The 16,604-nt window shown below is 61.3% G+C and carries 15 protein-coding genes; 4 read left to right on the forward strand and 11 right to left on the reverse strand.

The features are described 5' to 3' along the window. The first annotated feature begins 174 nt into the window (after positions 1-174). Positions 175-753, forward strand: coding sequence for a DUF3109 family protein (locus tag ACYVAC_RS14325; RefSeq protein WP_461098382.1), 579 nt, complete (start codon positions 175-177; stop codon positions 751-753). Further along, on the forward strand, positions 753-1,085 hold the full coding sequence (locus ACYVAC_RS14330; RefSeq protein ID WP_461098383.1) for an MGMT family protein: 333 nt from the start codon (positions 753-755) through the stop codon (positions 1,083-1,085). Before ACYVAC_RS14325 ends, ACYVAC_RS14330 begins: the two co-directional genes overlap by 1 nt. 65 nt (positions 1,086-1,150) lie before the next feature. On the opposite strand, the gene ACYVAC_RS14335 is transcribed toward ACYVAC_RS14330, so the two are convergent. The 8 genes from ACYVAC_RS14335 to ACYVAC_RS14370 form a co-directional block, all read right to left on the reverse strand. Next, positions 1,151-2,566 (reverse strand): glycoside hydrolase family 125 protein, encoded by a 1,416-nt coding sequence (locus tag ACYVAC_RS14335; protein WP_461098384.1) that lies wholly within the window; start codon positions 2,564-2,566, stop codon positions 1,151-1,153. A gap of 136 nt (positions 2,567-2,702) precedes the next feature. Further along, positions 2,703-3,539, reverse strand: coding sequence for a monofunctional biosynthetic peptidoglycan transglycosylase (gene mtgA / locus ACYVAC_RS14340; protein WP_461098385.1), 837 nt, complete (start codon positions 3,537-3,539; stop codon positions 2,703-2,705). Between the two features lie 95 nt (positions 3,540-3,634). Continuing rightward, positions 3,635-4,768: a radical SAM family heme chaperone HemW gene (gene hemW / locus ACYVAC_RS14345; RefSeq protein ID WP_461098784.1), complete on the reverse strand. Its 1,134-nt coding sequence runs from the start codon at positions 4,766-4,768 to the stop codon at positions 3,635-3,637. Between the two features lie 137 nt (positions 4,769-4,905). Next, entirely contained in the window at positions 4,906-6,534 is a 1,629-nt protein-coding gene (locus ACYVAC_RS14350; protein ID WP_461098386.1) for a PepSY domain-containing protein, read from the reverse strand. Between the two features lie 28 nt (positions 6,535-6,562). Then, positions 6,563-8,899: a TonB-dependent receptor gene (locus ACYVAC_RS14355; protein WP_461098387.1), complete on the reverse strand. Its 2,337-nt coding sequence runs from the start codon at positions 8,897-8,899 to the stop codon at positions 6,563-6,565. Positions 8,900-9,170: 271 nt separating this feature from the next. After that, positions 9,171-9,548 (reverse strand): hypothetical protein, encoded by a 378-nt coding sequence (locus ACYVAC_RS14360; protein ID WP_461098388.1) that lies wholly within the window; start codon positions 9,546-9,548, stop codon positions 9,171-9,173. A gap of 131 nt (positions 9,549-9,679) precedes the next feature. Continuing rightward, complete coding sequence (locus ACYVAC_RS14365) at positions 9,680-10,000, reverse strand: DMT family transporter (RefSeq protein WP_461098389.1); 321 nt, start codon at positions 9,998-10,000, stop codon at positions 9,680-9,682. Positions 10,001-10,035: 35 nt separating this feature from the next. Beyond that, positions 10,036-10,536 carry a GNAT family N-acetyltransferase gene (locus tag ACYVAC_RS14370; protein ID WP_461098390.1) on the reverse strand — a complete coding sequence of 167 codons (501 nt, stop codon included), beginning with the start codon at positions 10,534-10,536 and terminating at the stop codon, positions 10,036-10,038. 249 nt (positions 10,537-10,785) lie between these two features. Between ACYVAC_RS14370 and ACYVAC_RS14375 the strand changes: the two genes are divergently transcribed. Next, positions 10,786-12,066, forward strand: a complete 1,281-nt coding sequence (locus ACYVAC_RS14375) for an N-acetylmuramoyl-L-alanine amidase (protein WP_461098391.1) — start codon at positions 10,786-10,788, stop codon at positions 12,064-12,066. Here the strand turns inward: ACYVAC_RS14375 and ACYVAC_RS14380 are convergent. The 3 genes from ACYVAC_RS14380 to ACYVAC_RS14390 are packed head-to-tail and all read right to left on the reverse strand — an operon-like array spanning position 12,057 to position 13,915. Next, complete coding sequence (locus ACYVAC_RS14380) at positions 12,057-12,860, reverse strand: PhzF family phenazine biosynthesis protein (RefSeq protein WP_461098392.1); 804 nt, start codon at positions 12,858-12,860, stop codon at positions 12,057-12,059. The two genes, ACYVAC_RS14375 and ACYVAC_RS14380, sit on opposite strands and share 10 nt — an antisense overlap. A 27-nt stretch (positions 12,861-12,887) precedes the next feature. Beyond that, on the reverse strand, positions 12,888-13,577 hold the full coding sequence (gene hxpB / locus ACYVAC_RS14385) for a hexitol phosphatase HxpB (RefSeq protein WP_461098393.1): 690 nt from the start codon (positions 13,575-13,577) through the stop codon (positions 12,888-12,890). A 50-nt stretch (positions 13,578-13,627) separates the two neighbouring features. Then, positions 13,628-13,915: a YciI family protein gene (locus ACYVAC_RS14390; RefSeq protein WP_461098394.1), complete on the reverse strand. Its 288-nt coding sequence runs from the start codon at positions 13,913-13,915 to the stop codon at positions 13,628-13,630. A 241-nt stretch (positions 13,916-14,156) separates the two neighbouring features. Between ACYVAC_RS14390 and ACYVAC_RS14395 the strand changes: the two genes are divergently transcribed. Next, a complete protein-coding gene (locus tag ACYVAC_RS14395; protein ID WP_461098395.1) occupies positions 14,157-16,571 on the forward strand; it encodes a prolyl oligopeptidase family serine peptidase in 2,415 nt (804 codons plus the stop codon). Positions 16,572-16,604 lie beyond the last annotated feature (33 nt).

Raw genomic sequence — 16,604 nt, forward strand, 5'->3', positions numbered from 1 at the left:
CGCACGCGCCCGGCCACCGGATTGCCCCCTGCGGCTGCCCCGGCATACCCGTGCATTGCCCGACAACCCGTATCTTTACGGGTAAAACTGCCGCGCTGGCTGCCCCCCCCACGACTGGGCTGGCTACGCGCGGCAGCCGGCCGGAAACGACAGACGCGGAGTCTGTTCCTGTACATGATTCTCTTAGACAATACCTGCATCAGCGACGACGTCGCCGAGAAATTTTTCGTCTGCAACCTCGACAAATGCAAGGGTGCCTGCTGCGTTGAAGGCGATATGGGCGCCCCACTCGAAGGCGACGAGCCCGCTATACTCGACCGCATTTACCCCGCCATTAAACCCTACCTCTCGCCCGAAGGCATTGCCGTGATTGAAAAACGGGGGGGCTACGAACCCGATGGCGATGGTGGCTACGTGACCAGCACGGTCAACAACCGCGAGTGTGTCTACGCCATCTGGGACGACCGGGGCATTCTGAAGTGCGGCATCGAAGAAGCGTATATCAATGGTAAGGTCGACTGGAAAAAGCCCATTTCCTGCCACCTGTACCCCATCCGGGTTACCAAATACGAGTCGTTCCATGCCCTCAACTACGACCGCTGGCCCATCTGCAGCCCGGCCTGCAGCTTCGGCGAACAGCTGAATGTGCCGGTCTACAAATTTGTCCGGGAAGCCCTGATTCGGGCCTATGGCGAGACCTGGTACGAGCGGCTGGCCAAAGCCATCGAAGAGAAGGGTGTCGACAATTCGTAATGGAAGCCCGGCGCGATTATTTCGAGGAAGTCTACGAGGTAGTACGGCAGGTGCCGCCCGGGCGCGTAACCACCTACGGCGCCATTGCCCGCTACCTGAGTTTGCGGGCCGGGGCGCGCATGGTGGGCTGGGCCATGAACAGTTCGCACGGCCATAACGTACCGGCCCATCGGGTCGTCAACAGCGCCGGCGTACTCTCAGGAAAGCATTTTTTCGGTGGCCCTACCATTATGGAACAGCTGCTGGCCGACGAGGGTGTGCGGGTGGTCGATGATCGGGTCGTCGATTTCAAGATCCTGCTCTGGGACCCTTCCGTTGAACTCGCCCTGTAAGCAAAGCGGGGTTGGTGCCGGCACCAACCCCGCTTTGCCTTTCTACCCGGGCCAGCCTGATCTGGCTAAGCCAGCAGGGCTTTCTTTTCGTTGTACAGTTTCCAGATCAGCTCCCCAAACAGGGTGTTGGCCCAGGCAAACCATTTACGGGTAAAGTTGGCCGGGTCGTTTTTGTTGAACGACTCGTGCATGAAGCCGGTGCCGGCGTGGCAGTGCTGCAGCATGCCCAGACAGGTTTTAATTTCGCTGTCGCTGGTGCTGGTCAGCGCCCGCATAATGATGCTCATGGGCCAGATCATGTCCATGCCCGCGTGCGGCCCACCGATGCCCTCGCCCGCTTTCCCCTTGAAGAAGAACGGGTTTTCGGGACTCAGCACGTACCGGCGCGTGTTCTGATACACCGGATCGCTGACGGGCACCGACCCCAGATACGGCATCGAGAGCAGGCTCGGCACGTTGGCATCATCCATCAGGTTGTAACTGCCGAATCCGTTGACCTCGTAGGCATAGATTTTACCAAACGTGGGGTGCGTAACCACGGCATGGGCCTTTAGCGCCGTGTCGACTTCGCTGGCCAGCGCCGTGCAGGCCGTGGCGGCCGCCTTGTCGTTGTGAATGGCCTGCAGCATCTCGGCGGCCTGCCGCAGCGACACCACGGCAAAGAAGTTCGACGGAATCAGGTACGGGTAGATCGTGGCGTCATCGCTGGGGCGAAACATCGAGCAGATCAGGCCGTTGGGCTTGGCCGGGTAGCCATAGCCGCCGAGCGGCACCCCGTCGGTCGCCCAAGTGGTGCGCCGTTCAAATTTGTAGGGACCGTGGCCGGTTTTGCGCTGCTGCTCGCGGAAGGTTTTCACCGTCAGAGCCACCGATTCGCGCCAGCTGGCATCGAAGGGGCTCGTGTCGCCCGTGCGTTTCCAGTACTGATAAGCCAGCCGAATGGGGTAGCACAGGCTGTCAATCTCCCACTTGCGCTCGTGCAGACCGGGTTTCATATCCGTCACGTCGTCTTTCCACTCACTTACCTTACTGGCATCTTTGTAAAACGCGTTGGCGTAGGGGTCTTTCCGGATACACTGCACCTGCCGGTTGATGACGCCCGCAATGAGCTGCCGCAGTTTGTCGTCGGTTTTGATAAGCGACAGGTAGGGCGTCACCTGCGCCGTAGAATCGCGCAGCCACATGGCGTCGATATCGCCGGTAATAACGTAGGTATCAGGCTTACCGCCTTCGGTCGAAAACTCAACGGTGGTATCGAGGGTATTGGGAAAGCAGTTGCCGAACAGCCACGCCAGTTCGCGGTTTACGTTGCTTTTGGCCACGGTACTGATGGCCTGCTCGACGGCGGGGCTGGTAAAATTGCGGGCGCTGGCGGCCACCCGGACTGTGGGAAAATCGGCACCGGCCCGACTGAGTAGCGGAGCAGCCGCGAGGCCGGCAGTGGCCAGCGAGGTTTGCTGGATAAAGGAACGACGATTCATTCAGGTTTGGGGGTTAATTGTTCGTGGTTTATCGGTTGTCGTTGGTTGCGCGAGTGGGCTGAACCTGACCAAACAGGCAGGCGTGACCAGCCCGTCTTGGCAGTCTGCCCCACACAACAAACCGCCGACGGCCTGCTTACAGGCTGCGGATGTATTTCTGCCCGCCCAGGTAACGCATCTGCCGGCTGATCTGCCGGGTTCGGCGCTGCACGTAGCTGGATGGGTTGCGAATGGACAGCACCCGTGGGTTGGGCAGTACGGCGGCAATGCGAGCGGCTTCATCGCGCGACAGCGAAGCCGCCGGGTGGTGGTAAAAACGCTGCGACGCAGCTTCAACCCCGAACGTCATGGGCCCGGTTTCGGCCACGTTCAGGTACACTTCCAGAATCCGGCGCTTGCCCCAGATCAGTTCGATCAGCGCCGTAAAATACACTTCGAGGCCCTTACGGATGTAACTGCGTCCCGTCCAGAGAAACACGTTTTTGGCTACCTGCTGCGAAATGGTACTGGCCCCCCGGGGACGCTTGCGGTACTGGTTTTCTTTGATAGCATCCTGAATTTCGTCGAAATCGAAGCCCCAGTGCGTGGGAAAGGCCTGGTCTTCCGACGCAACGACGGCCAGGGCCGCTTCTTTGCTGATATCGTCGTAGGCCCGCCAGTTTTTGTAGATATGGCTTTTTTCGTCGGTTCCGAACGTGTCGATCCAGCGCGAAACGATGAGTGGGGTTACCCAGATCGGTACGTATTTCAGCACCACCACCGCCCCGAACGAACTGATAAAGAGCACCAGAAAAAGCCGGATCAGCAACCCGTAGATCCGACTCACCAGCGGGTGCTGCCGCAGGGTCCGCTGCAGCTGCTGCCAGCGCCCGGCAGGCCGCGGCCGACCCGCCAGGTTATAATCGGCTTTGGGACGCGGGGCATTCGGGAACGGCGGTTTGGGCGGGTTGTTTCCGGTTCGGCGGGTGTTCATACGGACAAGACTAGAGGGCGAAAATGCTCATTTTTGGGGTTCCGCCGGCGGCACATCGCCGATTTTTATCCGCTGCCGGCAACGGGTGCGCCCCACTACTCGTCGAAATCGATGAACAGACTGGCCGCTACCCGGTCGGCAAAGAGTTTGCCGACCGCCGTCAGCCGCAGCGTATCGTCCGTGCGTTCGAGCCAGCCAGTGGCGTACAGATCAGTTAGTTCGCGGCTTTGCGCAGCGGCAAAGTCGCTCCCCAGCAGGCTACTCAGCTCAACGACCGAACAGCCCCACTGCGTACGCAGCCCGGTCAGTAAATACTCGTTGACCTGATCGGCAGTGGTCAGCACTTCGACAGTAGCCGGCACCGTACCCGACTCGATAGCGGCCAGATAACGGGCATTGTTGGCCACATTGAATTGCCGGGTTGTGCCCGTGTAGGAGTGCGCACTCGGGCCAATGCCCAGGTAAGGCCGGTGCTGCCAGTAAGCCGTATTGTGGCGGGCGTAGCGCCCCGGCCGGGCAAAATTCGAGATTTCGTAGTGCTCGTACCCGGCGCCCGTCAGGCCCGCCACCAGCTGGTCGAACTGCGCGGCCGCCAGCTGATCGTCGGCCGGGGTGAGTTTGCCGCTACGGGTCCAGCGCCCGAATGCCGTGTCGGGCTCGATGGTCAGGGCGTAGGCCGACAGGTGGGGCACATCGAGGGCCAGCATCCGGTTCAGATCGTCGGTCCAGCGGGCGGGGTCGCGGTTCGGAATACCGTAGATCAGGTCGACGCTGAGGTTATCGAAACCCGCCTGCCGGGCCCGGTCTACACAGGCTTCGGCCTCGGCGGCCGTGTGGGCGCGGTTCATCCAGCGCAGGCTGGCCTCATCGAACGTCTGAATCCCGATACTCAGCCGGTTGACGTGCTGGCGCAGCATGGTCAGCTTATCCGCATCGGCCAGGTCGTCGGGGTTGGCTTCGAGGGTAATTTCGGCATCGGGCGCCACGGCGTACTGCGCCCGGATGCGGGCCATCAGCCCCCCCAGTTCGGGGCCCGTCAGCAGCGACGGCGTACCACCCCCGAAGTAGATGGTCTCCAGCGTGTTGCCGGGCAAAAATTCCCGCTGCAGGGCCAGCTCCGCCCCGATAGCCTCGACCAGTTCGGTTTTACGGCTCAGGTTAGTGCTGAAATGGAAATCGCAGTAGTGGCAGGCCTGCTTGCAGAACGGAATATGAATGTACAGATGCATCATACCCAAGACAATGGCGGCCCGCGTTGGGTTCCGGAAACCGACAGCGGGGGTGATACCCCGGTTGCCCGTGCATCACCCCCGCCCCATCAGTACGCCTGGTCGGTATCTGGCCCGAAGCCGCCGACGCGTTTCGGTTACTTCACCTTCAGGAACAGGATCAGCCCCAGCACACTGACTACCAGTACGCCCAGGGCCGCCAGCATCGTCACGATGTCGCGCACGTTTTTACCGGCCCAGTCGAGCAGGAAGTATTTGTGCAGCACAGCAAACGAAAGGCCCTCGCGCCGGTCGCTGTCGACTACTTTGGCGGCCAGCCGACTGGTGGCCGGCTCCACGTAGTAGGTCAGCCGGTCGGGCGTGTCGAGCGCCAGCTTCACTACGGGCAGCCGTTTGTTGATGAAGCCGTATTCGCGGTCGAATTTGGTCAGCAACGCCGTTTCGAGCAAGGCGGGCGGGTCGCCGGCTTCGGCCTGCTGACTGGCATCCATCTGCTCACAGCAGGCCGGCCCCTTGCCTGAGGCATCGGCCGCCCAGAACCGCAAGGCCAGTTCATTGGCGTGGGTCATTACCCCGTCGGGCAGCAGGGCCGCCGTCTGGGCATCGTAGTACGCTATGTTGGGTTTGCCCGCCGGGGCGGTTTTGGCGCTGCCCTCCGCCCGGTCGATCTGCCGCTGACCCGCATCGGCCTTGCCCCAGCCTTTCGGGCCGGCGGGTTTGGTAAATACCTGGTAATACGGTTTTCCGTCGACCACGGCCATCGACAGGTTGGTCACTGTGGTCCAGTCGATGGGGAGCGCCAGCATGTCGGCCTGCAGAACGGCAGGCGACAGGGCCGGTTGCCGCACAAAGGCAATTCGGTTGTCGGGCGTTAGTTTGCGCAGCACGTGATAGGCTCCGCTAAAGGCAAATGTGAGCGTGACCAGCGACACGGCAATACCGATCTGCCGGTGGTTTTTGCGCAGAAAGCCCACCCGGTCGCCCGCGTTGCGGGGCTTGCGAAACCGCTTCCACATAAACCCGTAGATCACCAGCCCGCTCAGCATCGAGAGCATAATGATCGACAGGCAGATCACCATCACCCCTACCCGCAGCGTGTTGTTGCTGATAGCTTCGAGCCAGTCCCAGTTGTGAAAATTGTTGAACAGCCACAGAAACGCTTTTCGGCTCCGCTCATTGTAGTTGGCCAGCCGGCTTTGCTCCGTCTCCACGTACACATCCATACCGTCGGCCCGGGCAAACGATACCTTCCAGACCGGCAGCAGACGGTTGACGTAGCGGTATTCGGACGAAAAACGGGTTACCCGTTCGAGTTGGACGGGGGTGCTGGCGTCGCCGATAAAGTAGCGGGCCATGGCTTCGGCGTAGCGCTCGTCGCCCTGCGGCAGCAACTGGCCCGTGGCGGTATCGTAATAGCGAAGCGCGTTATCGACGCCCTTGACCTGGTAGTAGCTCCGCCCAGCGAGCTGTACCACCCGAAACGTGCGGAGCGATTCGACCCGGTTCTGACGCAGCACCTCGCCCACCGGACGGATCAGCCGGGTTTTGTCGAGCACGTCGGCCGGCGCAAACTCGTGGGCAATGGTCGGTTTAAACCAGTGCGACATAAACGGGTGCGACAGCCCGCTGATGGTCCAGAAAATAACGGGCACCACCGTAATGAGGCCAATGATGCGGTGCCAGCGGTACATGTTGCGCTGCACCAGGGCCCGCAGGGGCCGGCGGGCCGGCTGCGGAGCCAGGGGTTGTTCGGTAATCGATTCCATTCGGTTGGTCAGTTTGGTTCAGGCCGGGTTACCGACCCGCCACGTTGTATTGAATGCCTACGGTGAGGGTGCGCGGAGCGGCCGGCGTAAAGGTGCTGCGGTCGGTGGCGTTATTGCCCCGGCTCACGCTGGTGGCGTAGAGGGCGTTGCCGAGGTTGAGCACGTTGGCAAACAGTTCCAGGCCTTTCCAGCGGTAGCCGGCCCGGGCGTTGATCAGATCATAGCCGTCGTAGCGTACCGTATTGATCTGGTTCTGGTACCAGCCCGCCACATGCTGCCACTCCAGCGAGGCCCGGAAGTTCTTAAACCAGACGGGGTAATAGCTCACCTCGGTGTTCCAGAGCCAGCGCGGAGCTGCCGGCATATCCTTCCCATCGACGTTTTTGAGCACATCCGACGCCCGCTGACTCAGCGTAAATTCGACGAACCGGTGCGTTGCCATGGTGCCGCCGAACCGGAAAAACACTTGTTTCGAGGGTTTGTAAGTCAGACCCAGTTCAACGCCCCGGTGCAGGGTGCGCCCCGCCGACTGGTAATCGAAGCTGTTATCGGGCAGGCGGATGTTGAGCAGTTCGTTGCGCCCGTTCATCTGGTACACGGCCGCGTCGACGTACATTTTGGTCCCCAGCAGCGACGCCCAGCCCCCCAGTTCGGCATTGTCGAAGGTGGCCGCCTGCAGGTTGTAGTAAAACAGATCACCCTCGGGGGTGGGCGTCGTGCGTTTCCGGAAAATAGCCGTCAGCGCCGGGGGCGAAAAGCCTTTCGAGTAGTTGGCGTAGAGACCTTTACCCCCACCCAGATCGTAGGTCGCGCCCAGCTTCGGTGTCAGTTGACTGTAGGCTTTGCCCCCCGCCGTTTTGTCGAGGTAGTTGGTGTAGTCGAACGCCATCCGGTCGTAACGGAGCCCACCCGACAGCCGGAGCCGGCTGATGGGCGAGAAATCATACTGCGCGTAGCCGGCCACGTTGTGGATATCGGCGTCGTAGCTGGCGTTGAGCCGGTCGGGGTACTCGGCGATCTGGGTGTAGCGCTCTACCGATCGCTTGTCGGGCCGCAGCAGCGCCGTCAGCCCGGTCTGGTACGAGTAGTAGCTGTTTGGCGACAGGTCGAGCGTGGCTCCTACGATGAGTTTACTGTCCAGAAACCCAAGCCGCTGGCTATGCTGCGCAATGGCCCCCAGCGACCGGAAATCGCTGGAATTAATTTCGCCCGTGGCCGTGGTCTGCCCCGTTGTCCACCGAATCGAATAGGCCGGGTTCTGCCCGTGTCGGTTGTTGCGCACGAAGGCCGTGATAAACGACTGCGAACCGTTGGCCCAGTCGTGTTCGAGCGTGAGCCGGCTACGCAGCGCAACCGATTTGCGGTAGGTAAAGTCGGTGGTGCTGCTGTACTGCCGGGCATAGAACGCGGTGCTGTCGATACTGCCGCTGGTCTGGGTGTAGAAGTTGGCGTAGGCCAGCGTGCCGATCAGGCGGGTACGGGCCGTTAGGGCGTAATCGAGCCGCAGGTTGGCCGCCTGCTTGTCGTAGTCGGAACTGGCCAGCCACGAGTTACGCTGCCGGGCCGCAAAGCCCCCCACGTAGACGCCCATTTTACCCACCGTGGCCCCGGCCCCGGCCTGCACCCGCTGGTAGCCCCACTGATCGGCCTGGATACCGATGCGGGCGGTAGGTACGGCGGTGGGCCGCTGCGTGATGAAATTGACCGCCCCACCCACCGCTTCGGGCCCGTAGATCGACGACACGGGGCCTTTCACTACCTCTACCGAACTCACCGTAAACTGGTTCAGCTCCAGCAGCGCGTTGTGATTGAATACACCCATCGGCCGAATCGGCACGCCATCTTCCATATACAGGTAATAGGCATTGGTGGTCATGGGCTGCCGTATGGCCATCGAGTGCTGCTCGTTGACCAGGTTGACCATCAGCACCCCCGGCGTTTTGTTGATCAGCTCGTAGAGGCTGGTCGCCTTGGTTTCATCGATCTGTTTGGGCGTCAGGCGCGAAATAGCGATGGGGGCTTCGGTACGCAGCTGCGCTTCCCGGCTGGCCGTGACAACCACGGTCTGTAAACTCTGCTCAACGGGGGCCAGCGCGATGTGGAGCGGCTGATTCGACACCTCGACCAGCTGATCGGTATAGCCCACGCTGCTGATGCGCAGTTGGCGGGCGGTGGTTGTCAGGGAAAAACGGCCCTTGTCGTCGGCTCGTGTGCCGACGGGTGTGCCCGGCACCTGAATGGTAGCGCCGGGGAGCGGTTCGCGGGTGATAGCATCGAACAGGGTGCCCGATACCGTAACAGACTGTCCGTAGGCCGATGCGATCATCAGCGTCAGCCACAGACTGGTGATTATAAATCGAAACATGAAGTAGCTTTTTGGCAGGCAGCCAGCTGGAAACCGGGCATATCCGTATGGCTACGCCGGCCCTACGACCCGCGCAGGCTGGCCAGTTGGACTGCAGAAACAGGAAAATAGATGAAAACAGCCCGGCCAGACCGGTTACAACCGACGACTAATCAGCCTGTAACCGACCCGATGGCCGATATAGAACACCTGACCGATCCAGACAGGACCAGACGCCGGGCAGCACCCGGTCTGCGACAGGGTGTTGTGGGTGTTCAGAAACGAAGGTGGGCTATAGCCGTGGCGGCTGAAAAAGCGCGTCAGGCGCTATCCGATACGCGCCGGGCTGGCGGGCATCGAAAACGGGTGCTGCGGTACCTGTCGCATTCGGCTCGAAGGCAAACGGCAGGTGGTCGGCGCAGAACAGCGTCATTACGGGCAGGCGCTGTACCCGCTCGGTGGTTTCTTTGTCCTGCCGGTCCTGCTGCGCTTTCAGGCGTTTGGCCAGGTAGCATTTACCGTCGCAGTGGAGTTGCGGGCGGTCGCGGTTTTCGCAGAGTACGCGCGCAATGTAGTCGCGGTTCAGGTTGTAGTGTGCGATGATGCCCCACGAGCTGACCGTTGGCAGCAGCGTGGCGAAAAGCAGGCAGTAGAGTACAACCGTTTTCATGGAATCACCCGGGCGAAGGCACAAAGATAACGCCCAAACGAATAGCGAGGCCGGGCTGATCCAGACATATGCCACCGGCAAATGAAGTGACTCGACTTTTCTTCTGATAACCAGTACCCTATAGCCAAAACTTAGTTTGGCGCGGCCAGTTTCATCAGCACCAGCCCAGCCAGAATCAGCCCGGCTGCCACCAGCCGGAGCACGCTGGCCGACTCACCCAGCCATACAATGCCCACAACGAACGTACCGACGGCGCCGATACCGGTCCAGATGGTATAGCCGGTGCCGAGCGGCAGCTGACGCAGGGCAAGCGACAACAGTCCGAAACTGGCCAGCATGGCAATGCCCGTAATCACCGAAGGCACCAGCCGTGAGAACCCCGCCGACTGTTTCATAAAATAAGCCCAGACTACCTCCAGCAGTCCGGCCAGGATCAGATAAAACCAGGCCATTATAGCATTGGCAAAACCGGGTCGGCCCGGTGCGTTTACCCACTATGGGGGAGGTCGTTCCTCCTGCCAGCCAGTGGCCAGAGCGTTTTTTCAAGCACGATCTTCAGCCCGTACCGACCGGGTTCGGTACCCACGATGTCGAAACCAGCGCGGATGTTGAGCAGCAGCATCGAGCGCCACTGATTGTAGGTCTGGGTTCGGATGCTGCGGTACCCCTGTTGCTGGCACCAGTCGTGCTGCTGCGTCATCAGGGTGGCGGCAATACCCTGTCCCCGGCAGTCGGTTCGCACGCAGCCCAGCCAGCTGTAGAACCGATCGGGTTCTGATTCGTAGCCCAGCTTACAGCCTACTACGACCTCACCCAGCAGCGCCAGCTCGGTGCGGAAAGCGGGGTAAGCCTGGTGCGCGTGCAGGTCGTCGGCAATCGACTCGGGCGTCTGATTCGTAAAAACCGACGCCAGCAGTGTTACCAGCGACGACAGGAGGCCGGCCGGGGGTAGCCCATCCATCGATTGGTACGTTAATGATAGCGGCATAACCAGTCGAACTAAGCACGGCCCGCCTATTCAGGGCACTTCTTGCAGCGTTTACCCTTTTTATACTTCTTGCAACACTTTTTCAGAACGCAGTCGGTACTCAGCAACGATCGGGTATCATGCACAGACCGAGTGGTTTCGGTCAGCAACCCCTCGGTCGCAGTTGTCAAGTCACAATTCATGCAGGCTGTTGTTTACCCCGACAAAACTCACCTTTGTCGGCTAAGGTTCATTTAATAACGCTGTCAGATGGGTTTGTCGTACCTGGTTCCGGTTCACGGGTTGGGCCTGAAAACGAAATTATCGGCCCGCAGCCGACTGTGCCGGGGGTTGTTGACTGGCCTGCTGCTGGCCATCGGCATCGCCGGCCATGCGAAGCCGGGTCTTCGCGATACGCTGCTGACCGGACACACCCGAACGGCCCTGACTCCGCTGTACTACGGCCTGGGTACCGATCGGCTGGGGGGCGCCCGGCTGGAAACGCTCGACTCGGGCGTGGTGCTCCAGCTAACCGGCCTCGACTCCAGCCGGCGGTTCTGGCGGGTACGGCTGGCCCCGTCGCTGTCGGCCTTCGCGCCAACCGAACAGGTACAGATCGACTCGAACCGGGCTTACCCTGCGGGCTCGCTTACCGGAAACTGGACGGTTTACGGCGATACCACCCGACCCACCACCGGCCCCACGTTCGATTACGTGGCCATTCGGCTACCCGCCCGACTGCCCTACCGCAGCCAGCTGACCGGCACCCCCTCAAAACTGCTGATCGATGTGTTCGGCGTAACGGCCAACACCAACTGGATTACGCAGCGACGCACGACCCGCGAAATCCGGCAGGTTTCCTTTGAACAGCTGGCCGACGATATCGTCCGGATCACCGTCGAGCTGACCCATCCGCAGTCGTGGGGCTATGCCCTCACCTACCAGCGCAACACGCTCCTGATTCGGGTTCGGCGGCCGCCCGCACGCCGGCGGTTGCGGGGCCTGACGGTGGCGGTCGATGCGGGGCACGGCGGCAGCAACACGGGCGCTGCCGGCACCCGTACCGGCCTGCTGGAGAAAAACCTGACGCTCGATCTGGCGCACCGGCTGGAGCAGCAACTGAGCCGGCGCGGGGTGCGGGTGCTGCTGGTGCGGCAAACCGACACACTGCTGGGGCCATCGGCCCGGATGCTGGCCATGCGCCGGGCTATGCCCGATCTGCTGGTCAGCCTGCATTTCAACTCGTCGGATAACCGGAGCGTGCGGGGTGTCAGCACCTACTACAAACACGCGGGTTTCCGGCCCCTGAGTCAGGCCATTCTGGCGGAGCTGACCCGCTACCCCGTGCCGGAGTTTGGCAACGTGGGCCATTTCAATTTCTTCTTCAATACCCCGACGGAGTACCCCAACGCCCTGGTCGAGGGGCCTTTTCTGAGCAACGAAGCCGACGAGCGACTCATTGAGTCGGCGCGGTTTCGTGGGCAGATGGCCACGGCAATCCGTCGGGGTATCCGGCGTTTTGTGGGCAAACGCCAGCCGGCCTACAGGTGAATCTGACCCGACAGGTAAAGCTGCACCTGCCCGCCAATACACACCCGGCTGTCTTCGAGCCGGCAGCGGAGGTAGCCTCCCCGGGGTGAAATCTGTTTGGCCGTTACCTGATCGCGCCCGAGCCGCTCGGCCCAGTAGGGCACCAGCGTGGTATGGGCAGAGCCCGTCACAGGGTCTTCGTCGATGCCCGACTGGGGGGCAAAAAACCGCGACACAAAATCAACACCCGTGTCGGCATCGGCCGGCGCCGTTACAATGATGCCGCGCGCCGGAATGGTGCCCAGTTCCCGGAAATCAGGGTCGAGGGCCGCCACGTCGGCCTGGTTTTCGTAGACCAGCAGGTAGTCACTCTTGCCTTTGTAGACCGCCGTTGGCCGAATGGGCAAACTGGTCGACAGGGCGGGGGGCAGCAGCGTGGCTTTGTGGATGGTATCGGCCGGAAAGTCGAGCGTCAGCCAGTTATCGGCGCCACGACCCACCTTTAGTTCGCCACTGCGCGAGTTCAGGCAGATCTGCTCCGCATCGGACTGTTTTTCGAGAAAAAAGATCACGTAGCCCGTTGCCAGCGTAGCGTGACCGCACAGATCGACTTCTACCGTGGGCGTAAACCAGCGGATGTGGAAGGTATCGGCTCCCTCGTCAGGCACGTAGAAAGCTGTTTCGGCCAGGTTGTTTTCGGCCGCAATGCGCTGCATCTGGGCATCGGGGAGCCACTCGGTCAGGGGCACCACAGCGGCCGGATTGCCACAAAACAGCTGATCGGTAAACGCATCAAGTTGGTAGAGACGCTGCATAAAGAGAAAAAACGGTTGACGGAACGATTAAGGGATTAGGAATGACGAGGGAATCGAAAGCGCCTGAAATAGGGCCTCCGACCAGGCCGTCAGCGACGGCATCTTCAGGGAAGCAATGGCAAATTTCGGGTCATTATACTCAAAATCAGCCGGAACGGCTACCGTGATGGTACCGGCAGCATGCGCCGATGCGACGCCCGAACCCGAATCTTCGAACGCGAGGCAGGCCGATGGCTCGACATTGAGCCGGCGGGCCGCCCCCCAGTATACGTCGGGCGCTGGTTTGTTGCGCGCTTCCAGCGTGGCCGAGTGCCAGAGCGTCAGCCGGTCGCGGATGCCCAGCCGGTCGACAACCACTTCGATCAGACTCATGGGCGAGGCCGAGGCAATGGCCACGGGTAGCCCCCGCGACACGAAGAAATCAAGCGTGTCGAGCGCCCCGGGCATGGGTTCGGCCAGCGCCCCGATGCGCTCATGGGCACCCGCCGTGATGCGGTCGCCAACGGCCTGTCGGGTGGTACCGGCCCCTTCGGTCCAGGGGTGTCGCTCGAACCAGTATGCCACTACCGCCGGAATGGGCATGCCCGTGGTTTGTTTGCACTGATCGTCGGTCAGAAATAAGCCTACCGTGTCGAAAACAGCGCGTTCGGCCGCCCGCCAGTGGGGTTCCGAATCCACCAGCAACCCATCCATATCAAATAAAGCAGCACGTATCAAAATAACAGGTTGTTGTTTATCGACCATGGCGATTACCGCCACGCATCGGGTTACAGATTGGCGGGCATAAACGGGTGCGTGTCGATCGTGTTCCAGACCCGTTGTACCACGTAGGGATCACCGGCGAGGTACGTGTCGAGTTCGGCCTGGCTCTCGAGTTCGAGTACCAGCATCGACCCGATCATCTGACCCGCCGGGTCGAGCAGGGCCCCGCCCATGATAAATTTACCCAGGGCACTGAACTGCCGGACATAATCGAAATGAGCCGCCCGGGCCGCCATCCGACGCGCCAGCGCTTCGGAGTCGGTGTGGTCGTAAGCATGAATAACGTAACGCATACAGGCAATCGTTTGATTAAGCAAGATACCAACTTCCGATGGCTTCGCCCCACATCGGTCGCTGTTGGCACGGCTTTTTTGCCCGCCGGCAGCAACCGGCCCGCAGCACCGACCAGACAGCCAGGCACTTACCCGACGGCGACAGTTTGTTTACCGAGGCAAAGGCACCGGCCCGGCCTCCATGTTCAGCCATTTCTCCTTAATTTCCGCCTTTTCTGACCTGTTCCCACTTCCTCAGCCGATGAATCGACTGCTCAGCGGGCTGTTGCCCCTGCTCCCCTTCGTTGCCCTTGCCCAACCGGCTCCCCCCCGCCCCCGACCCACACTTACCGTTGAGTCGATCATGGCCGACCCGAAAATCAGTGTCGGCACCGCTCCCTCGAACCCCTTCTGGTCCGATGATGCCCGTACGCTGTATTTCAGCTGGAACCCCGATCGCAACCGGGGCGACTCGCTCTACAAAGTCACGCTGACGGCCGGCCGCAGCCTGGCCGCTTCGAAACCCGAAAAAGTAAGCCCCGCCGAACGCCGGGCACTCCGCACAGGTCCGTCGGTAGTGTACAACCGGGCGCGTACCCAGCGCCTGTTCGAGCAGCAGGGCGATCTGTTCTGGGTTGATCTGAAAACGGGGCGGGTGCGGCAGCTGACTAACACCGTCGATGCCGAAACCGACCCGCTTTTCAGTGGCGATGAGCAGCGTGTCACGTTCCGACGCAGCGGCTCCAACCTGTTCAGCATCCACCTCGGCACGGGCGAACTGACGCAGCTAACCGATTTCCGGCCCGGCAGCCGGAAAGCCGACCCCAAACTCAACGACGAAGAAAAGTTTCTGAAAGCCGATCAGCTGCGGCTGTCGCCGGTGCTGGCCGAGCGCAAAGCCCGCAAAGACGAAGCGGAACGGCTGAGTAAACTCGACCGGCCCAAACGCCCCAAGGAAATTTACCTCGACGACCGGCAGCTCGTGGGCGCTCAACTGAGCCCCAATGGCCAGTTTGTCACCTACCGGGCCATTAAAAGTGCCGTGGGTGCCAAAACGGCCCAGGTCCCCAACTACGTAACCGAATCGGGCTTCACCGAAGAAATTCCCGCCCGCACCAAAGTGGGGGCACCGCTCTCGTCGCAGGAGTTTTTTGTCTACGACCTGGCGCAGGACACCGTGCGGGCGCTGTCGGTGAAGAGCCTGCCGGGTATTACCGACCGGCCCGCTTTCCTGGCTAAACCGACGAAGGGCGACACCGCCCGCAAAGCCCGGCCGGTGGTATTCAGCAGCGCCGTCTGGTCCGACGACAGCCGCGTCTGCGTGGTCGTGATCCGCTCGACCGATAACAAAGACCGCTGGATTATGCGGCTCGATCCCGCTACGCTGGCCCTTACCCTGCTCGACCGGCAGCACGACGACGCCTGGATTGGCGGGCCGGGCATCGGCGGTTCGTTCTCACCGGGCAGCATGGGCTTTCTGGCCGACAACCACACGCTCTGGTTCCAATCGGAAGCCGATGGGTATTCGCACCTGTACACCGTCGATGCGCTGGCGCCGGCTACCCGCCAGCAGCTGACCACGGGCAAATTTGAGGTGCAGCAGGCCCAGCTCAGCAACGACAAACGCTTTTTCTTTCTGCAAACCAACGAAGTTCATCCCGGCGAACAGCATTGGTATCGCATGGCCGTAACGGGTGGCCCCCGCACCCGGCTGACCACGATGCCCGGCGCCAACGATGTCACCATCGCACCCGACGAGAGCCGGATGGCTATCCGCTACTCATCGGCCACGCAGCCCTGGGAGCTGTATGTGCAGCCGCTGGAGCCCGCTGCCGGCACCCGCGCCAAAACGGCGGCCCTGGTTCCGCTGCGCCTGACCGACTCCCAAACCGACTTTTTCAAACAGTACCCCTGGCGGGAGCCCAGCTACGTAACCATTCCGGCCGGCGATGGCCAGCCCATCTACGGCCGGCTCTACAAACCCGACAAAGCCAACGGTAAAGCCGTGGTATTCGTCCACGGGGCCGGCTACCTGCAGAATGCGCACAAGTGGTGGAGCCAGTACTTCCGGGAGTATATGTTCCATAACCTGCTGGTCGATAAAGGCTATACCGTGCTCGATATCGACTATCGGGCCAGTGCCGGCTACGGCCGCGACTGGCGCACGGGCATTTACCGGCACATGGGTGGCAAAGACCTCACCGACCATACCGACGCGGCTGCCTGGCTGGTTAAAAACCACGGTGTCGACGCGGGCCGGATTGGTATCTACGGCGGCTCATACGGCGGCTTTATTACGCTGATGGCCATGTTCACCACGCCCGATGTATTTAAGGCGGGGGCGGCCCTGCGCCCCGTTACCGACTGGGCGGCCTATAACCACCCCTACACGGCCAACATTCTCAACGAGCCCCAGACCGATTCACTGGCCTACCGCCGGTCGTCGCCGATCAATTTTGCCGAAGGGCTTAAAAACCACCTGCTTATCTGCCATGGTGTGGTCGATGTAAACGTGCATTTTCAGGACGCCATCCGACTCACGCAGCGGCTGATCGAGCTAAAAAAGGAAAACTGGGAACTGGCCCCCTACCCCGTTGAAGACCACGGCTTTGTTGAACCCACCAGCTGGATGGACGAGTACAAACGCATTCTGAAACTATTCGAGGAGCGCTTATAATCAGCCCTCATTGGCCCCAAAACGCGGAGCGAC

The organism is Spirosoma luteolum, assembly GCF_054778875.1.